Origin of the sequence: Ruminococcus sp. 5_1_39BFAA, from assembly GCF_964240875.1 — a bacterium.
In the GTDB taxonomy this organism is placed as follows: domain Bacteria; phylum Bacillota; class Clostridia; order Lachnospirales; family Lachnospiraceae; genus Blautia_A.
Genome location: NZ_CAXSVO010000001.1, coordinates 458,132 through 482,230 on the forward strand (window position 1 = coordinate 458,132; position 24,099 = coordinate 482,230).

The window sequence follows — 24,099 nt, forward strand, 5'->3', positions numbered from 1 at the left end:
TTCACTACTTTTTTACATTATACACTTTTTCTGTTTTCCGTCCAGAGATTTCATAGTTTTTTCATTTTTTTCAGCATTATCCCTAATCCCAGACATCCCATACCCTGCCGGTTTCATAAATTGTGGAAAAACACAGAGGTCCCAGAAAAACTCCCCAGCCCCCGAATAGGAAAAGTCCGATGTAAACCGATGCCAAAACCGAGATCGGCGAGATTCCCAGTTTTCCCCCCAGGAGCTTCGGTTCCAGATACTCCCGAAGAATGCTGGTGACAATGTCCAGGAGCACACAGCCAGCTGCTGTTTTAAAGCTCCCTTTTATAACAAAAATCAGTGCTGCCGGATACAGGAAGGTTCCTGTCCCGATAATCGGCAGCGCATCCAGCAGCCCCAGCCCTATTCCCAAAATAAGAAAATACGGGCTTTTCATAATCCAAAAGCCTGCCGCACAAACGGCAGCTACAATCAGAATAATGATCACCTGTGCCTTCAAATAAACGGCGGTGGTCCTTTTCAATTGGTTCAGCACACGTCTGGCTCCCACAAGCCAGGAATAGTCCCATATTTTCCGCTGAAGACTTTCCATATCGGACATAATGAGAATGGCGCTGATAAAGGTTACAACAGCGCCGGAACAGAGTACCAAAAGGCTTTTCGTCACGCCAAGCACTTTTGTCAGGGTCTGCGGGCTTAAAGCTGCCATGAATTCGTCCTGCATCCCTGCCATGTAAGTGAGAATATGTCCCCGCAGGTCTCCTCTCCCAATCCCGGTCATCTCCTCCAGCATCACACAGAATTCATCCAAAAGGCCGGATGCCCATTTTAAAAGAATGGGGAAATTTATGACTGCTGTTTTTAGCTGCTCCAGGATTTCCCTTGCTGCCCAAAAGATAAGAAGCGAAGCAAGAGCAACGACTGCGGTGAGAATCGTCGTACTCCAGATTATTTTTTTTATTTTTGTACGGCTTTGAAGCCGCACAGCCACAGGGTGAATCCATGCCGCCAGAAGCCATGCTGCCAGAAAGGGCAGAATTACAGGCAGAAGGTAACGGTATACCGCAATGGTTCCCGCCGCAATTCCTAAAATCGTTAATCTCCGTTTCCATTCTATACTCAATATCATCACCATACGTACCTGCCCGTTGATCCGGCAGATAATACCCTCCGAAAATCGTCTTTAAAAGCACATGGTGATAGTATTGGAATAATTTTCAGTGTTTATTCAGGGAAAAGCCCTGAAAAGCGCTTCCCTTTGGAACGGTTTTAAATTTCATCTTTTTTCCGGATGATGGATGAATAAAGCTCAGTTCTGCCGAGCAAAGACCCAGTCCTGGATTTGCTTTTCCCGGAACGCCGTATTTTCTATCCCCGCAGAGCGGCATTCCGCCATGAGCCATCTGAACCCTGATCTGATGGTGGCGCCCGGTTTCCAGTTGGATGCGGATGAGGTATTTATCTTTTCCTTCCAGATCGTCCGGTACACTCTCCAGCACCCAATAAGATAATTTTGCTTTTTTACTTCCCGGTACGTTCGCGCCTGTCACAAAAGATGTATTGGTTTTTCCGTCTTTCTTCAGATAATCCTCCAGAATTCCTTCCCTGGAAGGCGGTGTGCCAAAAGTGACTGCCAGATATACTTTTTCCATCTTTCCCCCGGCTATCTGGCTGCTCAGTTCTTTTGCTGCCCGGGGCGTTTTTCCAAACACAATAACTCCCTCCACAGGCTGGTCCAGACGATGAATCACTGCCAGGTAGACCTGCTTTCCCGGAGTCTGATGGGATACCTCCCCATTTTTCAGCGCCAGATAATTCTTCAGCATACTTTCCAGATCCATAGTTCCGATTCCAGCGCTCTGTACCGCAATCCCGGCAGGCTTATGGCATACCAGGATGTCGCGGTCCTCATAAAGGATCTGCTCCTCGATTTTTCCAGTTATCATATCGGTTTCTCCATTTTCTGTTTATCAGATTCCTATATTATAACGGAAACTATACAGACAACACAAGACGGTCATCACTTTTTACTTGACTAAAAAATGATGACCGTCTTAAAATTCTTCGTTATTCAATTGTTTTTCCTCTTCGTTCTTTCAAAAACTGCTTTTTAACTTCCATGTTACTCAATTGGATTTTAACTGTTTTTTCTTCCAATTCTCTTTATTTAGTTGTTATATTTTTTATTTTAAATATCTTTATTTCCTGCTCATAAACGATATGATTTAATTTCATTCGGTTTATTTAGAAAGTTATATAGATTTTTAAATTATAATTTCACGGGATTATAATTTGCTTTATTTGTTTAGAAATATCGGATATACTTTTTCTCTTTTACGATTGGTATAAACAATTTCAAACTTAACATCTCAAATTTGAAACCACTTATTTCTTTTGGTATTTTTTAAATATAAACCTCAGGAAAAAGTTCCATGTATATTTCTTTTTTTAATATCTTTAGCATGATATTCTTCTGATGCAAAGCTTCAATTCATATCCTAAAGTTTCTGATATGGATTTCAAAATATCGTTCTTATCTTCAATGGGTATTCTTCAAATCTCTTCTTTTGAACGAACATATGAGATAAGGGTTATACTCTTTTAAAAAATGTTTCTTTACACAATTTTTAAAATCTTTGTATCAGGTTTGTGACAGTTATTCAATATAAGGAACCGATTCTATAATACCTTGGATACTGTTTTTGTATCAGGAAATTGATTTTATTTTTTAATCCTGTACAAATATGTTTTACGTTCATCTTAGTATCAGGTCTTTCTTGCAGGAAACACGATTCCTGTCACTCTTATATTGATGGTTTTTGGTTATCTTCCCATTGGACTCACCTTAAATCCTTTCTTTATATTTCTTTCATCCTTTTCATGTAACATTTATGCTATGAATTGAATGAATTTCTTTTTTTGTTTTCTTTTGATGTGATTATATTACCACTCATTCCTTAATTTGTCAATACTTATTTTGATATTTTTCGTTATTTTTATTATTTTATCTGTATTATTTGAACCAAATCTGTTATTATTTCGAATTTTCATTTATTTTTAGAAAATTTGAATTTCTGATAAAATCAGAGCGGCAGACCTCCCTATTGGAAGCCTGCCGCTCTGGCTTTCTTTTACTTCTATTATCTTCTGTTGTAATTAATCAAACAGCCCTTCAGAATAATCTCACGCTCGTCATCCGTAAGCTCTCCTAAGGTTACGGTAAACGGAATAAGACTGCCGCCCTTTACTGTATAGCCTGTAATCGTTCCTGCTTTTTCCTCTACCGCTTTGCGGATACCCGGGAAAAAGAGATAATCGCCATTTGTAAACGGAAGCTCTCCTTCCTGAATTAAAAACGGAAGCATTCCCCAGTTGATCAGATTAGAACGATAACGCTTGGTCGCATACTCATTTGCAATGTTTGCCCAGCCCCCAAGAACCTTCTGACAGGATGCTGCCTGCTCACGGGCAGAACCGTCTCCCGGCTTCACAGCAAAGATCGTGCTGCCCACACCCAGGTTCCCTTTTCCTGCCTCCGGGAAATCTTTGTTTACTGTTTCCATAACTTCTTTCAACTCAGGAAGCGCATCTATCGGACATTCGCCGTTCTGGATAGCCTGCTGCGCCTTCTGTACCTCTTTTGCACGTCCAACATATGCCGGATCTTTTCTGGAAAGTGTAAATTCTGCCAGCCCCAGAGGATTGGAACGGTAAGAGGATGTCTCACCGGATGGGATCAGTTCGTCCGTAGTTGTTACGGGATCATGAATCTCAGAAACCACCTTTAATACCAGATTCTCTGCAAGGGGTGCCATTTCCGGCCAGTCCTTAATGTTAGGGCCGAACTGGATCTCTGCTTCCGGATCTGCAACTCCTTTACTGTCGAATACACGGTTTTCGTAAATTGTTTTGTCGAAGAAGTATTTCTGATTGGTGTAGCTTCCTGTATAATTCTCTGCAGAGGTCAGGAATCCTTTATTCGCAGCCGTTGCAGCAATGGAACGTGCATCCATAAGGGCAACGGAGGAAATCTGACCATTCTGGATCTTGGAGCCTTCACGGTTCGGGAAGTTTCTCGTTGTATGGCGTATGCTGAAGGCATTGTTTGCCGGAGTATCACCAGCTCCGAAGCAAGGACCGCAGAATGCAGTTTTTACTACTGCACCTGTGCCCAGAAGGTCCGCCAGGACACCGTTCTTCGCCAGTTCCATATAAATCGGGGTGCTGGCCGGATATACGCTTAAGGTAAAGGCATCTGCGCCGATGCTGCAGCCTTTCAGAATATCTGCTGCTGCACAGATGTTTTCAAAACCGCCTCCCGCACAGCCTGCGATGATTCCCTGGTCTACATAAAGTCTGCCATCGATTACTTTGTTTCTAAGGCTGAATGGTACTTTGCCGTCCAGGCTGACCTGAGCTTTTTTCTCAACATCTGCAAGAATATCGTCCAGGTTTGCATTCAGCTCATCAATGGTGTATGTATTGCTTGGATGGAAAGGCATCGCGATCATTGGCTTGATCTCATCCAGATCAATCTCCACACAGCCGTCATAGTAAGCAACAGCTCCCGGTTTCAGTTCTTTATAATCCTCTGCTCTGCCGTGGATCTCATAAAATTCCTCAATCTTTTCATCTGTCTGCCAGATAGAGGACAGGCAGGTTGTTTCTGTGGTCATAACGTCAATACCGATACGGAAATCTGCGCTTAAGTTTGCCACACCGGGACCTACGAATTCCATTACTTTATTCTTTACATATCCATTTGCAAAAACCTTGCCGATAATAGCCAGTGCCACGTCCTGCGGACCTACACCCGGACGCGGGGTGCCTTTCAGATACACAGCTACTACTCCCGGCATATTAATGTCATAGGTTTGACAGAGAAGCTGTTTCACAAGCTCCGGCCCGCCTTCTCCCATTGCCATGGTTCCCAGAGCGCCATAGCGGGTATGGCTGTCAGAACCAAGGATCATTTTGCCGCAGGCTGCCAGCATTTCGCGGGCAAACTGATGGATAACGGCCTGATGAGGCGGTACGTAAACTCCTCCGTATTTTTTCGCACAGGTAAGGCCAAACATGTGGTCATCTTCATTAATAGTTCCGCCTACTGCACAAAGGGAATTGTGGCAGTTTGTCAGCACGTAGGGTACCGGAAATTTCTCCAGTCCTGACGCACGGGCAGTCTGGATAATACCTACAAAGGTAATATCGTGAGATGTAAGCTTATCAAATTTTATCTGCAGTTTTTCCATGTTGCCGGAGGTGTTGTGAGCCTCCAGAATGGAGTAGGCAATTGTATTTTTTGCAGCTTCCTCCTGTGAAACAGGCAGATTTGCCTGGGAAGCCGGAATGATATCCCGTCCGTTTTGCAGATAAACACCGGTATCATATAATTTCATAATGGGTCCTCCTCGTTTTTTGTACCAGGTTAATGGGCAACAAAAACATATGGCATATTATAGTTGATTTCCGTGGAAGAATCAAGAGTACACCGTAAAATATCCTTCTGTATGATCTTGTCAGAATTTGTCGAACGCTTTTTGTTTACCTTTTCTTCCCGCTGTGTTACCATAATGTTATTCCTATATAGAAAATAGCTAAGCAGTATCTTTTCTCTTTGTCTTCGGACATCTCATTTCACCGCTCCGTTTCGGGGCAGATATTCAATCAAAAACTTATTTCAGGAGGACTCGTATGAAGAACAAACTACAGCAGGTATTTCCAATGATAAAAAGCCGTCAGGAGGTGATGGAGGTAATCCGGAATGATCCGGCTTTAATGAGAACTTTTGAGCAGTGGTCGATCCAACAAAAGGAATATTTCCTGGATTTTGTCACAGGAGCGAAGGGCATGAAGCTTCTCTATGATTCCTTTTTCAAAGAGATCATGAATCCCGAAGCGGTTCCGGAACGGATGAATGAGCTGCTTTCTTTGATTCTGAAAAGAGATGTGAAAATTCTTCAGGTTCTGCCTGTTGACAATACCAGATTAGGGGATGAGACCTCCCTGGTCATCATGGATATTGTAGTAAAGCTGGAAGACGGCAGTATCGTCAATGTGGAAGTCCAAAAAATCGGCTATCTTTTTCCCGGTCAGCGCAGCGCCTGCTACTCTGCGGATCTGCTTTTGCGCCAATATAAAGCCGCACGCCAGAAAAAGAAGAAAAATGAAAAACGCTTCTCTTACAAGGATGTGAAACCCGTCTATACTATTGTCTTTTTTGAAAAAAGTCCAAAAGAATTTCACGCTTTTCCCAATGTATATCTGCACAATTCTGAACAGAAAACGGATACAGGGCTGAAGCTTGAACTACTTCAGAAGTTTGTCTTTATTCCCCTTGACATTTTCCAGAAAACTCTGCACAATAAACATATCACAAACGATTTGGAGGCATGGCTTGCATTCCTGAGTATGGATGATCCGGAAACGATCCTGGAACTGATCCATTACCGCCCGGATTTCCAAGCCATGTACAGCCACCTGTATGATATATGTCAAAATATTGGAAGGGTGATGGATATGTTTTCAAAAGAGTTGCAGCAATTAGATAAAAATACGGTACAGCTTATGATTGATGAAATGCAGGACACCATTGATTCTCAGCAAAAGGCTCTTGATGACAAGGACAAATTAATTGCTGAATTGCAGAGGTCTTTAAAAGCCCTGGAAGAAAAGTAACCTGGATTGTAACAGTCTTCAAAGATTGAATGACACACACAGTTGACGTAATCGCCATCCGATGCTAAAATAATCCATATAAAGGGGAGCTTGCGTAACAAGCAGGCTGAGAGTAAGCTGAATCGCTTTGACCCGTAACCTGATTTGGATAATGCCAACGTAGGGAATATATAGCCTGGAATTTTTTTCATGCGGTATGCTCTTTTGGCATACCGCATTTTTTGTCGGTTTTTCCGGATCAGGAAAAATCCGGGCATCTGATCCCGGTCCCGGCAGATTGGGGGCACCACCTTCTGCCGTATCAGGTTCATTCCTGCAAAAAGGAATCAAGCCGTCACAAAAATCTATTCTAAGGAGGAAAGAAAATGGCTGATTACACCACACAGATGGATGCTGCCCGCCAGGGTATCATCACACCGCAAATGGAAACCGTAGCAGAAAAAGAACACATAGGCGCCGACGAACTGAGACAGCTCATTGCAAAGGGAGAGGTTATCATTCCCTGCAATAAAAAGCATAAATCTTTAAGTCCCAGCGGCGTAGGCGCGAAACTCACCACCAAGATCAACGTGAATCTTGGCGTGTCCCGTGACTGGAAGGATGTGGACATGGAGTATGAAAAAGTCCGCTCCGCCGTAGAAATGGGCGCCGAGGCGATCATGGATCTAAGTTCCTACGGTGATACCCGGAGCTTTCGCCGTAAGCTGACAGAAACCTGTCCCGCTATGATCGGCACTGTGCCGATTTACGATGCTGTGGTCTATTATCACAAGGCTCTGGGAAAGATCACATCCCAGGAATGGATCGACATTGTAAAAATGCACGCAGAGGACGGCGTGGATTTCATGACCATCCACTGCGGCATGAACCGCGCTACCGCCCAGCGCTTCAAAAACAACAAACGCCTGATGAACATTGTTTCCCGGGGAGGCTCCATCATGTTTGCATGGATGGAAATGACCGGGCAGGAAAATCCATTTTATGAGCATTACGACGAAATCCTGGATATCTGCCGGGAATACGATGTTACCATGAGCCTTGGGGACGCCTGCCGTCCGGGATGTATTGCCGATGCCACCGACACGGCACAGATCGAGGAACTGATCACTCTGGGCGAACTGACAAAGCGCGCCTGGGCAAAGGATGTGCAGGTCATGATCGAAGGCCCTGGCCATATGCCCATGAATCAGATTGCCGCAAATATGGAAATCCAGAAAACCCTCTGTCATGGCGCACCCTTCTATGTACTTGGACCTCTTGTAACCGACGTGGCTCCCGGCTATGATCATATCACCTCTGCTATCGGAGGAGCTATTGCTGCTTCCGCCGGCGCCGCATTCCTGTGTTATGTCACTCCCGCCGAGCATCTTCGCCTGCCAAACGCCGCTGATGTGAAAGAAGGCATCATTGCAGCCAAGATTGCAGCCCACGCCGCCGATATTGCCAAAGGCGTTCCCGGTGCTGCCGACTGGGACTACAAAATGAGCGAAGCCCGCAAAAATCTTGATTGGGAAGCTATGTTTAATCTCAGTATGGATCCGGAAAAAGCCCGCCGTTACCGCGCGGAAGCTAAACCGGAAAAAGAAGATACCTGCAGCATGTGCGGCAACTTCTGTGCGGTCAAAAACACCAATCGAATCCTGGAAGGTGAAATTGTAAGCATTTTTGACGAATAAAGCATTGAAACTCAGCGGAAATCGTGATAACCTATTGCAAGAATGTTCCCGCATTCTTGTTTTGACTGCCCGGCATTTTGCCGGGCAGTTGTACTTATGCGGCTGAGGCCTTCCGCTGCAGCCGTGGAATCCTCTTTACCGGATTCATCTTAGATTTTTATACCAGGAGGTAGAACATGGAAAGTAATATAAAAGAACAGCTATTGAAATTACTTGAAAATAACAGCCGTCTTACCAACGAAGAGCTGGCGGTTATGCTGGGTGTCACGGAGGATGAGGTTCGCTGCGAGATTGCGGCATTGGAAAAGGACCGTATCATTTGCGGTTATCACACGCTGATAAACTGGGATAAGGTTAATGATAACGATGTGACCGCTTTAATCGAGCTTCGCGTCACTCCCCAGGGTGGAAACGGATACCAGAAGCTGGCGGAACAGATTAAGCAGTACCCCCAGGTGCTTTCCCTCTACCTGATGTCAGGCGCTTATGACTTCCTGGTAATGATAAAAGGAAAAACCCTGAAGGAAATCTCCCTTTTCGTATCCGAAAAGCTGGCTTCCATACACGAGGTACAGAGCACCACTACCCATTTCTCTCTCACAAAATACAAAGAGCTTGGCGTAGACCTTGAGAATAAAAAAACTGATGAAAGAATGATGATGACCCCATGAAAGAATTTTTGTCTGAAAAAGTATTAAGTTTAAAACCATCGGGAATACGAAAGTTTTTCGATGTGGCCAATGAGATTCCCGATGTCATTTCCCTGGGCGTAGGCGAACCCGATTTTGAAACCCCTTACCACATCCGTGAGGCTGGTATACAGGCATTGCAGTCAGGCAAAACCTTTTATACCTCCAACAGCGGTCTGATGCCTCTGCGCCAGGAAATCGCCGCCTATGCAAAGCGAAAAATGGGGCTTGATTACGATCCTGCCTCTGAGGTTATGATCACCGTGGGAGGCAGTGAAGCCATCGATGTTGCTCTGCGCACCATCATCAATCCAGGAGATGAGATCATCTATATTGAACCAAGCTTTGTCTCCTACATGCCATGTATCAAAATGGCTGACGGTGTGCCTGTTCCCATTGAATTAAAAGCGGAAAACCAGTTCCGTCTCACAAAGGAAGAGCTGGAAGCCGCCATTACCCCCAAGAGCAAAGCGCTGATCCTCATCTATCCCAACAATCCCACAGGGGCCATTATGGAACGGAAGGATCTGGAGCCATTGCTGGAGGTGATCAAAAAGCATCATCTCCTGGTAATTTCCGATGAGATTTACAGCGAGCTTACCTATGGAAAAGAACATGTGAGCATTGCCTCTCTGCCGGGGATGAAAGATTATACCATTGTGATCAACGGATTTTCCAAAAGCTATGCCATGACCGGCTGGCGTTTAGGCTATGCGCTGGGAAACCATGAGATCATCCAACAGATGATCAAGGTTCACCAGTATGCTATTATGTGCGCGCCCACAGTAAGCCAGTATGCTGCTGTTGCTGCAATGCACAATGGCGACAAAGATGTGGAATATATGAGGGAGTCCTACAATCAGCGCCGCCGCTATCTTCACCATGAGCTGGAACGGCTGAAGCTTCCCTGCTTTATGCCTGAGGGAGCCTTCTATATGTTTCCGGACATCCGGGAATTTGGAATGACCAGCGAGGAATTTGCCCTTGACCTTCTCAATGAGGAAAAGGTAGCTGTAGTTCCAGGCAGCGCTTTCGGTGAATGCGGGGAGGGATTTATCCGAATCTCTTATGCCTACTCCATTGACGAATTGAAGGAAGCGCTTCGCAGAATTGAGAATTATTTAAAGAAAAAGAGGGGGACTATCTGATCAAAGTCCTGCCCTTTTCGCAGATGGAGAACCACCTGATATCCCCTTCGGTGGCTGTCAATATTGTCAAAAGTGGCTGTCGCATCATGAAAAAACGTTCCGTAATGCGACAGCCATTATCTGTCCTGACTTCGTGCTACTTTATAATTTTTTTCTCCACATCAGCGGCAGTGCAGTATTTTTCCAAAAGGGCGGCCAGCGTATCTACATTTTCTTCCATCCCCTCCGTGCCGGAAAAGCCGAAGATCACCATCAGGATTTCCTCCGCTTCCTCCGTGATGCGGGTACGGACGGAATCGCTGGTTGGGTTGCCGAACGGTCCCTGAGCATCTGCAAAGACAGGCAGAAACTCTACGTTGATCTGGTCTTTTCCGATTCCCTTGTAATGTGTTCCCTCCGGTGCCACCATCCATGTGATGGGCCCCTGGATTTTTGCCGCGTCATACGCGCCCAGGGAATATCCTGAACGGATGGAAAACAGATTGTTGCACTCCACCACATTATTGATCTGATAAAGTCCCTTTCCCTGCACAATCCTTCTGCACATAGCCTCCGCTGAATTGCGGTATCTGCTTGGTTCTTTGCCAAATGCTTTATAGGCACTTCTGGTATCTGCGATCTTCTCTCTTTTTGTGATCTCTGATGTAGTTCCGGCTTTCTCCTGCAATTCCTCAGAAAACGCCTGAATTTCTCTCAGAAGCTCCTCCGGACTTTCTTCTACCTTTACCTTGCACTGGATGCAGCCCAGCACGGCATCCGGCCATAATTGTTTTAAATTTGAGTCGATCTTTATTTCCAACATTGTAAAAGTATCCTTTCGTTACGGTTTACTCCGTTCACAGCACGCCTTCGGTGTCCCGGAAAGCTGCCATGAACAATAGCACTATTTTAACAGATAATTGCCTAAAATACAATTTTACTTTACTTCCTCTTCGCCAACGGCTATACTAACGTTATATGTTATCAGGAGGTTACTATTTTATGTTTCGTTTATGGGGAAAAATCTGGAAGGATAATCATTTGATAAAAGATACGGTTGTGTGCGATGACCGGGATGACACCCGCACCCATAAGGTTTTTCACTGCCTGGAGCAGGTCTGCTATGAAATGGATCTGGGCAATCCCATATGGCTTGACAACAATATCCGCCATTTCCAGAAGCACGGCAAAACCCGCTTTACCCAGGACAGCTTTATTGAACAGATTGATTTTGATTACCTGGAGATTCAGGTGATCGAAGAGGATTGAAAGCCTATTCCCAGCGCTTCCTTTGCCAGCTCATCGGCCACGTTGTTATATTTGTTATTGGAATGTCCTTTTACTTTTACGAAACGGATATCCACTTTTTTGCTGGCTTCCCGGTAGAATGCCTGGTAGGACTGTGTGCCGGATTTGGTGGCTTTCCAGGCACCGGTACACCATTTGGCGATTCCTTCATAATCATGATAGATGATAATTTTTTCCAGTCTGTTGTCCAGGGCATACTGCATGGCAGCCTCAGCCCCTTTGATTTCTCCGGCAACATTGTGCATCATGGCAAGCTCTTTGTCTTCGAATTTTTTTGAAAATTTCAGCTCTTTTCCATCGCGAAGAATTACCATACCATAAGAAAATTCCGGTTTTCCAGGGTAAAAGCTTCCGTCCACATAGGCTTCCACAACTTTTTCCCTGTCGGTTTCATCTACACCCATTGCTCCTGACAATGCCTCCAGATGTTCCAAACCGTTTTCCCCGTCACCGGAGCTTTCCAACAGTTCCACCGCTTCTGTAGATCCTTCTCCCACAAAACGCAGCGCTTCCTCTCTGGTAGGAAAACTTTTAAACTCCGCACCGGAAAAGCCTGTTACCTGACGCTGGCATTGGGCCCAGGTCTCAAAAACTCCTGTCTGTCTGCCTTTTCTTACTGCATAATATTTCTTCGCCATATTCTCTCCTATGTCTGGTCAATATACCCGGTTCTTTGTGTCGCCTTTTTCAAAACGCTCAATATTTTTTACCACCTCATCCACTACCCGGAACCGTGTTTCTCTGGCTGCCCAGGCAATATGAGGTGTGATAATAAGCTTATTGCTGTCCTGGATTTTCAAAAGAGGATTGTCTGCATTCACAGGCTCCTGGCACAAGACATCCAATGCTGCCCCTGCAATCTCTCCTTCCGTCAGTGCGGTGTATAGATCCGCTTCATTCACAATGGCTCCCCTGGCAACATTGATGAAAATAGCTGTGTTTTTCATTTTTTTGAAAGCATCCAGGGTCATAAGATTTTCTGTGAACTTATTCAAAGGCGCATGGACAGACAGGAAATCGGATTGGGTAAGCAGCTCATCGAAGCCCACCTGTTCATAGCAGGTATCGTATTTACTTCCCGAAGCGGAGTAGCAGATCACGCGGCATCCAAAAACGGAAGCGATTTCCGCCACTCTCCTGCCAATTGCCCCCAGCCCGATAATTCCCCATGTTTTTCCCTCCAGCTCACAAAAGCTTTGTCCAAAATGGGAAAAGCAGGTTCCCCTGGAGTATTCACCGGATTTTACATAATTATCATAGTAGTTCAGTTTTTCCAAAACATAAAATAAAAGAGCAAATGTATGCTGCGCCACTCCGTTGGTAGAATATCCGGCTACATTGTAAGCCGCGATTCCCCGTGACTTCAGATAATCTCCATCCAGATTATTGATTCCTGTGGCAGTGACGCACACCAGCTTTAGCCTGCCTGCATTGCCGATTGTTTTTTCACAGATAGGAACCTTGTTTGCCACGATCACATCTGCGTCCGTCACCCGCTCCGGAACCTGATCGGCTATGCTGGATGGATAAATCACCACTTCCCCGAATTTTTCAAAGGGTGTAAACACCATATCTTCCCCAAGGCTGTCTGCCTCTAAAATTACAATTTTCATAATCCATTCCTCATTTGAAAAAGTATACGCCTTGGCGCACATTCGCGCCAGAGTGCGACCGCACCGAAAAAAAGGGCACAGAAGAGTAGCTCCTGTGCCCAATCTGCTGATGATTACAGTCTCTTCATCAGTTCCTCTCTCTGTTTTTCGAATCCAGGTTTGCCTAAAAGAGCGAACATGTTCTTCTTATAGCTCTCAACACCCGGCTGGTTAAACGGATTCACACCAAGGAGATATCCGCTGACACCGCAGGCAAACTCAAAGAAGTAGAATAACTGTCCCAGAGTATACTCATCCTGCTGCGGGATATCTACGCGAAGGTTCGGAACACAGCCGTCTGTATGTGCCAGAATCGTTCCGTTCATGGCGCTCTTGTTTACAAAGTCAACTGTTTTGCCTGCAAGATAGTTCAGGCCGTCAAGGTCAACCGGCTCTTCATTCAGAATGATCTCTGCGCTGGATTTCTCAACATTCATAACGGTTTCAAACATGATACGGCTGCCGTCCTGGATAAACTGTCCCATGGAGTGCAGGTCTGTAGTCAGATCCACTGCTGCCGGGAAAATACCCTTCTGGTCTTTTCCTTCGCTCTCACCGTAAAGCTGTTTCCACCACTCGTTGATGTAGTGAAGGCTTGGCTCATAATTTGCCAGAACCTCAACGGTTTTGCCCTTGCGAAGAAGGATGTTCCGGATCGCTGCATATTTTACAGCGTCATTTTCTTCAAACGGGCTGTTCAGTGCCAGCTCGCGCCCTGAAGCAGCGCCTTCCATTAATTTATCAATATCAGCGCCGCTGACTGCGATCGGAAGCAGACCAACTGCGGTAAGAACGGAGTAACGTCCTCCTACATCATCCGGAACTACAAACTCTTCATAGCCTTCCTCATCGGCAACCTTTTTCAGTGCTCCACGTGCCTTGTCGGTGGTTGCATAAATTCTCTTTGCTGCGCCCTCTTTGCCGTATTTTTTCTCAAGAATTTCCTTAAATACACGGAAAGCGATAGCTGGCTCTGTGGTGGTGCCGGATTTGGAAATCATATTGATGGAGAAATCCCTGTCTCCGATCACATCCATCAGACCTTTAATATAGCTGCTGCTGATGCTGTTTCCTACAAAATAGATCTCCGGTGTTTTACGGATCTCTTTGGAAACATTATTGTAAAAACCATGTCTTAAAAATTCAATGGCAGCTCTTGCTCCAAGGTAGGAACCGCCGATACCGATAACCAGCAGCACTTCGGAATCCTCCTGGATTTTTTTAGCGGCTGCTTTAATGCGGGCAAACTCCTCTTTGTCGTAATCAACCGGAAGGTCGATCCATCCGAGGAAATCGTTTCCTGCACCTGTCTTGCTAACCAGCGTTTCTTTTGCAGCTTCAGCCAGTGTCTTCATAGCCTCCACTTCATGGTCTGCGATAAAGCAGCCTGCCTTTGAATAGTCAAATGTAACTTTGCTCATGGCTCTCTCTCCTTTTTATTGGAAAATCTCTTTGGTCCGTTACGGTTCACACCAGTAACTTTAGTTCTTCGTATAGTATATCAAAAACTTATGAATTCTACAAGTCTTACACCATAAACTCGCGTATGATTTCCCGCATGATCTCCTCTTCTTCGGGGGTAAGCATCTTGCTGAAATGGCTGCCCGAGGCTGCAGTCTGACGAATGCTTGCGGTAATCTTATCCACCACTTCCTCCTGAAGAATGGGGTCTGCTTTCTGGGCTGCGGGAATTTCCTCCACCCAGGTGCGCATCTGCTCCACGTAATCAGCCAATGTGCTCATCACAAGCTCTTCCTTGTAGGAAAAATCAAGCGCCTGGCGCAAAAGCAGCAGTATCACCGGAACAGCGGCGCCTACGTACACATATGTAAGGGGAAGCCCCTCCTTCATGTCCAGGGTGGTGTTAAAGTACAGGGCTGCTGCCAGCATTGCCGTACAAAGCAAAGCCGGATACCAAACAAGACGGTTCATCCTGTGCAGAAGCCTGTCCCTGGATTTCCATAAATTTAGCCACTTCTCTTTCAGATTCGATAAGTGGCTTGTTTTTTTGATCATTCTTCTGTAGGTAAGGTGCGTGGCTAGCATTCCTATTGCCCCCAAAGCCCCCATGGCTGCCATGCTGTAGAGCAATATGTGCAGGTTCATCATTTTTTCCAGCATAATATCCTCCTTCTTGCTTCTTGAAGATATTATACCGCTACAGGGCTTTCGGGGAAATAAAAATCGTTCGTCAAATTCTCGGTAAAACTCTGTTTTCTTTACAATTCCTGCAGCTTTGCCACCACTTCTTCAAAGTGCATAAAGTGAGACGCTTTCACCAGGATCGTATCTCCCGGCTGCACATAGGATGCCAGATTAGCCAGCAGGGTTTCCCGGTCAGTCTCTTCAATGACCGTCAGCGTACTGCTGCTTCTCGCTTTTGCAGCAATATGGGAAGCCAAAGGTCCTGCGCAGATGCAGACATCAATACCGCAGGCTGCGGCGTGGCTTCCAACCTCCTCATGAAGAGCTGATTCGTCTTTTCCCAGCTCTCCCATATCTCCCAGAATCGCTACTCTTCTTCCTGCGCCGTCCTTCAGCACATCAAGTGATGCCTTCATGGACATGGGGTTCGCATTATAACAATCATCCACGATCAGGAATTTATCGGTCTCGATCATATGGAAACGACCGCTGATTGCTTCCAGCGTCTCGATTCCCTGCCTGATCTGCTCCAGTGTCAGCCCGTAAAGCCTTCCCACTGCCGTGGCAGCAAGGGCATTGGAGATCATATGGCGTCCCGGCATGGGGATATCCACCATGAAGGATTCGCCTCCCACATGAATCCGGCAGGTCATTCCTTTTAATCCGCGGCTTTTGATCTCATCGGCGTAAACCTCACAGCCTTCACTCATACCAAAGAATACAGGCTTGATTCCCTTGTATTCCTTTACTGTGGAAAGCTTATCATCATCGCCGTTTAAAACAATATGCCCGTTCTCCTTTAAAAAACCGAAAATCTCAGTTTTTGCCCGCAGAACCCCATCCCTGTCTCCAAGATTTTCCAGATGGCAGGTTCCGATGTTGGTGATCACACAGGTATCCGGCTTTGCGATTTTTGCAAGGCGGGTCATCTCACCAAAGTCGCTGATACCCATTTCCAAAACAGCCATCTCTTCATCCCGCAGCCGGAAAACGGTCAGGGGCAGGCCAAGCTCATTGTTGAAATTCCCTTCGGTTTTCAGGGTATTGTATTTTTCCTTTAAGACAGAGGCAATGACCTCCTTGGTGCTGGTCTTTCCAACACTTCCTGTAATCCCCACTACGGGAATATTGAGCTGCTCCAGATAAAACTCTGCAATATCCTTTACTGCCTGAAGTGAGGATTCAACCTTTATGTAAGGAAAATCTGCATTTTCCAATGTTTTTTCGGAAAGAGAAGCCAGCGCTCCCGCCTCCATTACCTGTGGGATAAAATCATGTGCATCCACGCGCGCTCCCACAATGGGCACAAACAGGCAGCCGGGCGTCACCTTACGGCTATCCGTGGTGATGGCGGAAACTTCCGTGTTCATCTTATCCGCCGGTCCGAAATATACACCGCCGCAAACCCTTGTCAGATTCTCCAAAGTCAGATTTTTCATAGATAAAATTCCTTTATTTTCAATCTTCATCCATCCATTTCAGATTGCATGGATGAATGCTTTATTCGTATTTTTTCAAGGACACCCGGATCAGCTCCTCGCACAGGGTCGGATAATCCATTCCCAGGGCCATAGCTTCCTGCGGAACCAAACTGGTAGGCGTCATACCCGGAAGAGTGTTTGCTTCCAGACAGTACATATCGCCGTTTTCCTTCATAATAAAGTCAAGTCTGCTGTACGCTTCCAGATTCAGGGCTTTTGCTCCCATCTCCGCGTAATGCTGCATTTTTATTGTCAGCTCCGGCGAGATGTCTGCAGGACATGTCTCTACTGCCGCACCTGGCTGATATTTGTTATTATAATCGTAAAAGCCTTCAACGGGAGCGATTTCAATAACGGGATAAGCCTTGCCATCCACAACGCCAACGGAAAACTCACGGCCACTGATATACTCCTCCACAACCACCTCTTCTCCGTAGGTTCCGGCTTCATCCAGCGCCTTGTCGTACTCCTGCTGGTTATTGACAATATAAACTCCCACGCTGGAGCCGCCGCAGCTTGTTTTTACCACTACCGGAAATTCCAGACCAAGCTTTGTCACATCATGCTCAAAGCCTTCTGACTTGACCATGGAAACGCCTTTTGGAGTAGGCACACGGTGCATCATAAAAATCTGTTTCGTAATGCTTTTGTCCATCGCCATACCGCTGCTTAAGTGGCCTGCGCCAGTGTAGCGGATTCCCAGCAGATCAAAGGCTGCCTGCACTTTTCCATCCTCTCCATTTGCCCCGTGAAGTCCAAGGAAAACAATATCACATAGCTCACAAAGCTTTAACACACCAGGTCCGAAAAAGCATTTTCTTGTTTTTTCCATTTCCCTGATGTCCTGATTAAAGCTTTTCATGTATTCTGCCGCTTTTTCCACATCGTATGCTGCCGGGAAGGGATTTTCCCAGTCAACTTCCTCCACACCGCAGAAAATGTCAACAAGAATCGCTTCATGTCCTTTCTGACGCAGTGCTTTGCAGATACCTGTACCGGAAATAATGGAAATATCACGCTCTGTACTGGTTCCGCCTGCTAAAACAACAATTTTCATGTACTCATCTCCTATTCTGCAATGCTTCTGTGAAGCTTTATTCATAGACCACTACCGGCATGCCCACTTCAATATTGTTGTAGATCGCTGCCGCCTGGTCATAAGGTACGTTTACACATCCGTGGGACCCTTCCCACAGATACAGATTTCCTCCGAATTCCGAACGCCAGGATGCGTCGTGAATTCCTACATTTCCGGCGAATGGCATCCAAAAGGTCACATCGGCTTCATAATCCTCACCTGTCAATACAGCGGGGGATTCCTTTGCATCCACTGCAAAACAGCCGGAAGGTGTTGCACAACCCTCTATATCAGGGTTCCCCGTCACCACGAGAGTGTCTACGATCGGTGTTCCATCTTTGTAAAAGACAAGCCGCTGATTGGTAAGATCGATCTCCACATAGGTGTAACCGATATCATTGGTCGCCCGGCTCCAGCCCTTATATGCGTAGACTGGCTCCCGCACCTGCGTCACGCCGCTTTCTACCGCTTCGATCAAAGCCTTTGTCTCTGCCTTCTGGTCAATGACCCATCCGTAATCGCCGCCTGTGATGACTTTTTCCCGGTTGTCATAGGTGAGAAAGGTTCTCGTCAGACCGAAGGTATCGTATTTGTAGCCCAACTCATCTACATACTGTGCAACCAGTTCTTCATCCAGGATCACATCGCCGTTCTCATTGATATTGAACCAGTTTTTGATCACACTCCGGTCAACTGTCTCGGTACGGTCTGCAAAATCATAGGTAATGATCACATCTGAAAGCTGATTCATCTGCTCACAGTTGCGGATAAGCTGCTCATCATCGCTGTAAATTCCCGGCTTCCGGTAACAGCCCTCATCCTCAAGATCCACGGACGGTCTGCCCATCAGCATTCCCTGAGAGATCACCATCATGGTTTTCTGCGGCTCCAGGGCATTGCCCTCCACCTCGGGAACAATCTCAAAACGTTCCCCTGTATCCTTGATCTGGGCATCCACAGGCTGGACCACATTTTCAGGCTGCATACAGTTTAAGCTGTTCACTGCTTCCTGAAGCTTTTCCTCATTATACCTCAATGATTCTGCCACATTGTATTCCTGACTCTGATTAAAGGCCAGGAACCATTTGAAGCGGTCCTGATTTTTTATCAGCTCTGCGACGCTTCCTGTTGAAGCATAGGAAAGCTCCACCTCTGCTGCTGTGATGCCTTCCCTTCCGTTTTTCATCGTATCAATGGCAAGGGCATATGCCCCCTCTCTTTCATTTAACAGGCTCTCCGTTTCCTCCACAGTCATGTAGGAGCAGTTAAAACCGTTTACCATGGAGCCTGGCAGAAAATGCGAGGAAAAATACTGTACGCCATAGGCATAGGCTCCCACCGTCAAAAGGATGAATACGACGATGATCCCAATCACGATTTTTTTCCCTGTTCCCATTTTTGCCGTTGTTTCTGTCATGAATCGCCCTCAAATCTTTCCATCATTCATTGCAGCTGCCCGGTATGCCCCTGTGGGATAAACTTTGCCGGACAGCTACCGCTCCTTACAGTCTATGCATTTCTGCAATTTCTATGTTGTCGGGAATTCTTACTTTTTCTGCTGACAGCGAGCCGCCGCACGGTTTACTGCTCCAGCAGCTTCTCCACGCTTGCAAGCTTTACGCAGAGCACAAAAATCTCTGCCGCTTTTTTCAGCTCATCCAGCGTCGGGAATGTAGGTGCGATACGGATATTGCTGTCTTTCGGATCCTTTCCATATGGATAGGTTGCTCCTGCGCCCGTCATCACAACGCCTGCTTCTTTTGCTTTTGCAACAATTGCCTTTGCACATCCTTCCATAGAATCAAAGGAAATAAAGTAACCACCGTGAGGTCTTGTCCAATCTCCGATTCCCAGTCCGCCAAGCTCGTTGTCAAGGGTATCCAGTACAAGCTCAAATTTCGGCCGGATCAGATCCGCATGCTTTCTCATGTGCTCATGCAGGCCGTTCAGGTCCTTGAAAAATCTTACATGGCGAAGCTGGTTCAACTTGTCATGACCAATGGTCTGGATCTGCATATATTTACGGAAGTCATCCAGATTTGCCTTGGAAGCAGCCACGGCAGCGATACCGGAGCCAGGGAAGCTTACCTTGGAAGTGGATGTAAATTTGTATACAAGGTCAGGGTTTCCTGCTTTTACGCACTCGCCCAGGATTTCCACCAGGAAGTCCTGATTGTCATCGTAAAGGTGATGGATGCTGTAAGCATTGTCCCAGTAAATACGGAAATCGGGAGCTGCCGGTTTCAGTCTTGCGAAACGCTCTACGGTTTCCTTTGAATAGGTGTAGCCCTGCGGGTTGGAATATTTCGGTACACACCAGATTCCTTTGATCGCATCATCCTCGCTTACCAGCTTTTCCACCATATCCATGTCCGGTCCTTCCGGAGTCATAGGAACATTGATCATCTCAATGCCGAAAAATTCTGTGATCTTAAAATGGCGGTCATAACCAGGGACCGGACAGAGGAATTTCACCTTATCAAGCTTTGCCCATGGAGTGTGGCCCATTACACCGTGAGTCATGGAACGTGCGATGCTGTCGAACATTACGTTAAGGCTGGAGTTTCCGTAGATAATGATGTGGTCAGGGTCCACCTCGGACATTTCTCCCAAAAGGCGCTTTGCCTCCGGAATACCGTCGATAACACCATAGTTACGACAGTCCACTCCTGTTTCACATTTCAGATCTACGCCGCCTGCCAGGACATCCATCATTTCCATGGAAATGTCCAACTGCGCTGCGCTTGGCTTTCCGCGGGACATATCAAGTGCAAGTCCCTGAGCTTTTACCTCCGCGTACTGGCTGTCCAGTTCTTTTTTCAGGGTGAGCAGTTCTTCCCTGCTCATTTCGGTATATTTTTTCATAATTTCCTCCTTTTTGCCCGTGTTTTTGGGCATCATGGTATGCCTTTCGGCATTTCCTCCTTTTGCCCGTGTTTTTGGGCATCATGGTATGCCTTTCGGCATTTCCTCCTTTTGCCCGTGTTTTTGGGCATCTCCTCGCGCAGCTTTTGGCTGCAATTTTGAAAAACCTCCCCACGTATATCCCATACATTTTAGTATGCTAAAATATTGCTTGTCAAGTCTTTTCAGATAATATATATAACCTTCCTGGCGGTTTGGGGTTGCGCGGCGGAAGTTTTTCCTCTATACTTGTTAAAGATTCTTATGTAACAGTTCAGCCTTCCGGCTTCACAGTTACAAAAGCATGCACACAAACTGCCAAAACCGCAGTTTGGCGCCCGACTGTCTCGGGATCGGCTTGCCTTTGCAAGCCAACGCCTCGCGGGATCTCGCTGGGCTGAACTCTTACATTTTATTACAAAAAGAAAACGAGGTATTTACAATGTGGATTGCCGATGGTTGGAAGGAATATGAGGTTCTGGATACCTCTTGCGGAGAAAAGCTGGAAAGATGGGGAAACTATCTGCTGGTAAGACCGGACCCGCAGGTCATCTGGGACACCCCAAAGACAGAAAAGGGATGGAGAAAAATGAACGCCCACTATCACCGCAGTTCAAAAGGCGGCGGCGAATGGGAATTCTTCGACCTTCCCCAGCAGTGGGACATTCATTATAAAGAATTAACATTTCATTTAAAGCCTTTTAGCTTTAAACACACCGGATTGTTCCCGGAACAGGCAGCAAACTGGGACTGGTTCGGAGCCAAAATCAGAAATGCCGGACGCCCAATAAAGGTGCTGAACCTTTTCGCCTATACAGGCGGTGCAACCCTGGCTGCAGCTGCTGCAGGCGCAGCAGTGACCCATGTGGACGCATCCAAGGGAATGGTAACCTGGGCAAAAGAGAACGCACAGGCCTCCGGACTTGGGGAGAAGCCTATCCGCTGGCTTGTGGATGACTGCGTAAAATTCGTGGAGCGGGAGATCCGCCGCGGCAATCACTACGATGCCATTATCATGGACCCTCCATCCTATGGAAGAGGTCCCAAGGGCGAAGTCTGGAAAATCGAAGAAGCGATCCATCCGCTGATCAAACTCTGCGTTAAGCTGTTGAGTGAGGAACCTCTGTTTTTCCTCATCAACTCTTATACCACCGGACTTGCCCCCGCTGTTCTCACCTACATGCTGTCCACAGAGCTGAAAGCTTACAAGGGCCATGTGGACTCCCAGGAAATCGGTCTTCCGGTGAAATCCAACGGACTGATCCTGCCCTGCGGTGCTTCCGGACGCTGGGAAGCGGACATGTGAACCATCCAGATAGCTCCCCGAATCCGTTAAGAAAATGACGATTCTTGAATCTTACACCATACCGCTCTATAATAGTACAAAGGGTATCGTTCGGTATTAAAAAACTGAATGGATACAAAAAAGGAGCGTGATACATATGGATAAAGAATCCGGTAAGGACAGCAGACTTCCCTATACCTGTACCCCGGAATATGACCGGGATGCCTGTAAGGATTGTGTCTGTTCCACCTGCTATGAGCAGGAATTCTGTGACAGGTGCAGCACCTGCGAAAATCTGTCCCGCAGAAAAGAACACTGTAATGCTTACGAGGGAGCTTACAATTATTAGAAGGGTATCCCGCCAGCTTTTCGCTGGCGGGGTATTTTTTTGTATCAAAAGAAGGGCTTATGCACAGTACTATCTGTCCAGAGTCCGCCCCAGAAGCGCTCTGACAAAATCGTTGGCAGGATGGCATTTTATCTCTGCGGGAGCAGCATACTGCTGAATCTTTCCCTGGTCCATGACCAGAACCTTTGTGCCAAGCCTCAGCGCTTCGTTTACATCATGGGTAACAAACAGGATCGTGATCCCCGTTTCCTTATGGATCCGTGCGATCTCGTCCTGGAGAAAACCGCGGGTGATCTCATCCACTGCTCCAAACGGCTCATCCATCAGCAAAATTTCCGGGTTCGCAGCCAGGGCACGTGCAATTCCCACCCTTTGTCTCTGCCCGCCGGAAAGCTCACGGGGATACCGACCTGCAAGCTCCGGCTCCAGTCCTACGCGCATTAAAAGTGACCTTGCTTTTTCCCGGCGCTCTGCTCCCTTCCATCCGGGCAACCCGGAAATGGAAGGAACATAGGCGATATTTTTTTCCACTGTCATATGAGGAAAAAGCCCTACATTCTGGATGGCATAGCCGATACGCCGCCGCAGGCTGATCACATCAGTCCGGGAAACATCCTCTCCCATCACATACACACATCCGCCGTCAGCCGCCAAAAGACCGTTGATCAACTTCAGGGCAGTGGTCTTTCCACAGCCTGAACGTCCTACGATGGTGAGAAATTCTCCGTTTTCAACCTCCAGTGAAAAATCCTCCAGAACGCTTTGCCCATCATACCTTTTTGCCACATGTTCAAAACGAATCACCGAATCCATCCGCATCCTTATCCTTCCAGAAGCCCTTTTTCCACCAGGAACTCCTTTGCCACATCCTTTTCATCCTGGCCTTCCACCTCAACCTTATAGTTCAGTCCGGCCATTTCCTGATCCGTGAGAATACCGTCCATCTTCATAAGGGCATCCTCCAGACCGTCAATGCGCTCCAACGCATCCTGACGTACCACTGTAGAACAGTAGTAATTAACCTGAAGATGCTTGTCGTCTTCCAGTGTTACCACATCATTCTCCTCGTTGCCAAGCTGGGCATCTGTGGTAAATGCGTTGGTCACATCGATGTCACCGGAAGCCAGTGCCTGATATTTCAGCCCGATGTCAATATCCTTTACGTCCTTAAATTCCAGTCCATAGGTTTCGCACACCAGATTAAATCCATCCTCGCGCTCCAGATAATCAGGATTTCCGCCAAATACCAGCTCTCTCGCTGCATCTGCCAGATCGCTGGTAGTCTTTAAGCCGTACTTCTCAGCCGCTTCCCCTCTTACCGCCAGGGTATAGGTATTATTAAATCCGTAAAGACCCACCCATGTCATATCAAACTGCTCTTCATATTCCTCTTTCAGAGCCTGAAACATCTCCTCATCATCCACCTCGGACGCCTCATGTCCCAGCACCATTACCCAGCCGCTGGAGGTATACTCGGGATAAAGGTCAAACTCTCCTTTTTCCATGGCGGGCTGAATGTTGCTGGTACCGCCTCCGATACCTTTGGTGATCTCCACAGAACAGCCTGTGCCGTCTTCAATGAGCAGTCCCAGCATCTCGCCCAGAATGTACTGCTCTGTCATTGGCTTTGTCGCAATCTTTACCGTCTCTTCCGCCTGCACGGATACAGGAACTATAAGCTGCACAGCCATTGCCGCCGCGCCGAAAAGTATCGCTGTTCTTTTACCTTTTTTCAT

At 46.7% G+C, this 24,099-nt stretch carries 21 protein-coding genes and 1 riboswitch; of the genes, 7 read left to right on the top strand and 14 right to left on the bottom strand.

The features are described from left to right. Positions 1-82: 82 nt before the first annotated feature. The 3 genes from ACESZH_RS02055 to ACESZH_RS02065 form a co-directional block, all read right to left on the bottom strand. Positions 83-1,126, bottom strand: a complete 1,044-nt coding sequence (locus ACESZH_RS02055; RefSeq protein ID WP_373216358.1) for an AI-2E family transporter — start codon at positions 1,124-1,126, stop codon at positions 83-85. Positions 1,127-1,208: 82 nt separating this feature from the next. Then, positions 1,209-1,937: an RluA family pseudouridine synthase gene (locus ACESZH_RS02060; protein WP_373216360.1), complete on the bottom strand. Its 729-nt coding sequence runs from the start codon at positions 1,935-1,937 to the stop codon at positions 1,209-1,211. 1,194 nt (positions 1,938-3,131) lie between these two features. After that, entirely contained in the window at positions 3,132-5,390 is a 2,259-nt protein-coding gene (locus ACESZH_RS02065; RefSeq protein WP_373216581.1) for a hydratase, read from the bottom strand. Positions 5,391-5,685: 295 nt separating this feature from the next. Here ACESZH_RS02065 and ACESZH_RS02070 point away from each other — a divergent pair, with 295 nt between their 5' ends. From ACESZH_RS02070 to ACESZH_RS02085, 4 genes are all read left to right on the top strand, one after another. Next, complete coding sequence (locus tag ACESZH_RS02070) at positions 5,686-6,669, top strand: PD-(D/E)XK nuclease family transposase (RefSeq protein WP_373216582.1); 984 nt, start codon at positions 5,686-5,688, stop codon at positions 6,667-6,669. A gap of 72 nt (positions 6,670-6,741) precedes the next feature. Then, a riboswitch (TPP riboswitch) is annotated at positions 6,742-6,852 on the top strand. A gap of 182 nt (positions 6,853-7,034) precedes the next feature. Continuing rightward, the gene (gene thiC / locus ACESZH_RS02075; protein ID WP_373216583.1) at positions 7,035-8,345 is read left to right on the top strand and encodes a phosphomethylpyrimidine synthase ThiC; all 1,311 of its coding nucleotides are present in this window, start codon (positions 7,035-7,037) and stop codon (positions 8,343-8,345) included. Between the two features lie 176 nt (positions 8,346-8,521). Next, the gene (locus ACESZH_RS02080; protein WP_373216584.1) at positions 8,522-9,016 is read left to right on the top strand and encodes an Lrp/AsnC family transcriptional regulator; all 495 of its coding nucleotides are present in this window, start codon (positions 8,522-8,524) and stop codon (positions 9,014-9,016) included. Further along, positions 9,013-10,182, top strand: coding sequence for a pyridoxal phosphate-dependent aminotransferase (locus ACESZH_RS02085; protein ID WP_373216585.1), 1,170 nt, complete (start codon positions 9,013-9,015; stop codon positions 10,180-10,182). Before ACESZH_RS02080 ends, ACESZH_RS02085 begins: the two co-directional genes overlap by 4 nt. Before the next feature lie 136 nt (positions 10,183-10,318). Here ACESZH_RS02085 and ACESZH_RS02090 read toward each other — a convergent pair whose 3' ends face one another. After that, positions 10,319-10,984 (bottom strand): B3/4 domain-containing protein, encoded by a 666-nt coding sequence (locus ACESZH_RS02090; protein WP_373216586.1) that lies wholly within the window; start codon positions 10,982-10,984, stop codon positions 10,319-10,321. Between the two features lie 179 nt (positions 10,985-11,163). On the opposite strand from ACESZH_RS02090, the gene ACESZH_RS02095 reads away from it, so the two are divergent. Next, positions 11,164-11,430 (top strand): hypothetical protein, encoded by a 267-nt coding sequence (locus tag ACESZH_RS02095; RefSeq protein WP_373216588.1) that lies wholly within the window; start codon positions 11,164-11,166, stop codon positions 11,428-11,430. Here the strand turns inward: ACESZH_RS02095 and ACESZH_RS02100 are convergent. The 8 genes from ACESZH_RS02100 to ACESZH_RS02135 form a co-directional block, all read right to left on the bottom strand. Further along, positions 11,409-12,107, bottom strand: coding sequence for a viroplasmin family protein (locus ACESZH_RS02100; protein WP_373216589.1), 699 nt, complete (start codon positions 12,105-12,107; stop codon positions 11,409-11,411). The genes ACESZH_RS02095 and ACESZH_RS02100 overlap by 22 nt on opposite strands. 18 nt (positions 12,108-12,125) lie before the next feature. Further along, positions 12,126-13,082 carry a D-2-hydroxyacid dehydrogenase gene (locus ACESZH_RS02105; RefSeq protein WP_373216591.1) on the bottom strand — a complete coding sequence of 319 codons (957 nt, stop codon included), beginning with the start codon at positions 13,080-13,082 and terminating at the stop codon, positions 12,126-12,128. 113 nt (positions 13,083-13,195) lie between these two features. Continuing rightward, positions 13,196-14,542 carry a glucose-6-phosphate isomerase gene (locus tag ACESZH_RS02110; protein WP_373216592.1) on the bottom strand — a complete coding sequence of 449 codons (1,347 nt, stop codon included), beginning with the start codon at positions 14,540-14,542 and terminating at the stop codon, positions 13,196-13,198. A gap of 106 nt (positions 14,543-14,648) precedes the next feature. After that, complete coding sequence (locus ACESZH_RS02115; RefSeq protein WP_373216593.1) at positions 14,649-15,242, bottom strand: hypothetical protein; 594 nt, start codon at positions 15,240-15,242, stop codon at positions 14,649-14,651. A gap of 98 nt (positions 15,243-15,340) precedes the next feature. Beyond that, positions 15,341-16,705 (bottom strand): UDP-N-acetylmuramoyl-tripeptide--D-alanyl-D-alanine ligase, encoded by a 1,365-nt coding sequence (murF, locus tag ACESZH_RS02120; RefSeq protein ID WP_373219844.1) that lies wholly within the window; start codon positions 16,703-16,705, stop codon positions 15,341-15,343. 61 nt (positions 16,706-16,766) lie between these two features. Then, complete coding sequence (locus tag ACESZH_RS02125) at positions 16,767-17,804, bottom strand: D-alanine--D-alanine ligase (RefSeq protein WP_373216596.1); 1,038 nt, start codon at positions 17,802-17,804, stop codon at positions 16,767-16,769. A 37-nt stretch (positions 17,805-17,841) separates the two neighbouring features. Further along, positions 17,842-19,242 carry a peptidoglycan binding domain-containing protein gene (locus ACESZH_RS02130; protein ID WP_373216597.1) on the bottom strand — a complete coding sequence of 467 codons (1,401 nt, stop codon included), beginning with the start codon at positions 19,240-19,242 and terminating at the stop codon, positions 17,842-17,844. A gap of 164 nt (positions 19,243-19,406) precedes the next feature. Further along, entirely contained in the window at positions 19,407-20,690 is a 1,284-nt protein-coding gene (locus ACESZH_RS02135; protein ID WP_373216598.1) for an aminotransferase, read from the bottom strand. 481 nt (positions 20,691-21,171) lie between these two features. Here ACESZH_RS02135 and ACESZH_RS02140 point away from each other — a divergent pair, with 481 nt between their 5' ends. Then, positions 21,172-22,035 (top strand): class I SAM-dependent methyltransferase, encoded by an 864-nt coding sequence (locus ACESZH_RS02140; RefSeq protein ID WP_373216599.1) that lies wholly within the window; start codon positions 21,172-21,174, stop codon positions 22,033-22,035. A gap of 136 nt (positions 22,036-22,171) precedes the next feature. After that, positions 22,172-22,363: a hypothetical protein gene (locus ACESZH_RS02145; protein WP_373216601.1), complete on the top strand. Its 192-nt coding sequence runs from the start codon at positions 22,172-22,174 to the stop codon at positions 22,361-22,363. A 69-nt stretch (positions 22,364-22,432) separates the two neighbouring features. Here ACESZH_RS02145 and ACESZH_RS02150 read toward each other — a convergent pair whose 3' ends face one another. Then, positions 22,433-23,182, bottom strand: a complete 750-nt coding sequence (locus tag ACESZH_RS02150; protein WP_373216602.1) for an ATP-binding cassette domain-containing protein — start codon at positions 23,180-23,182, stop codon at positions 22,433-22,435. A 2-nt stretch (positions 23,183-23,184) separates the two neighbouring features. Next, on the bottom strand, positions 23,185-24,099 hold the full coding sequence (locus ACESZH_RS02155; protein WP_373216604.1) for a glycine betaine ABC transporter substrate-binding protein: 915 nt from the start codon (positions 24,097-24,099) through the stop codon (positions 23,185-23,187).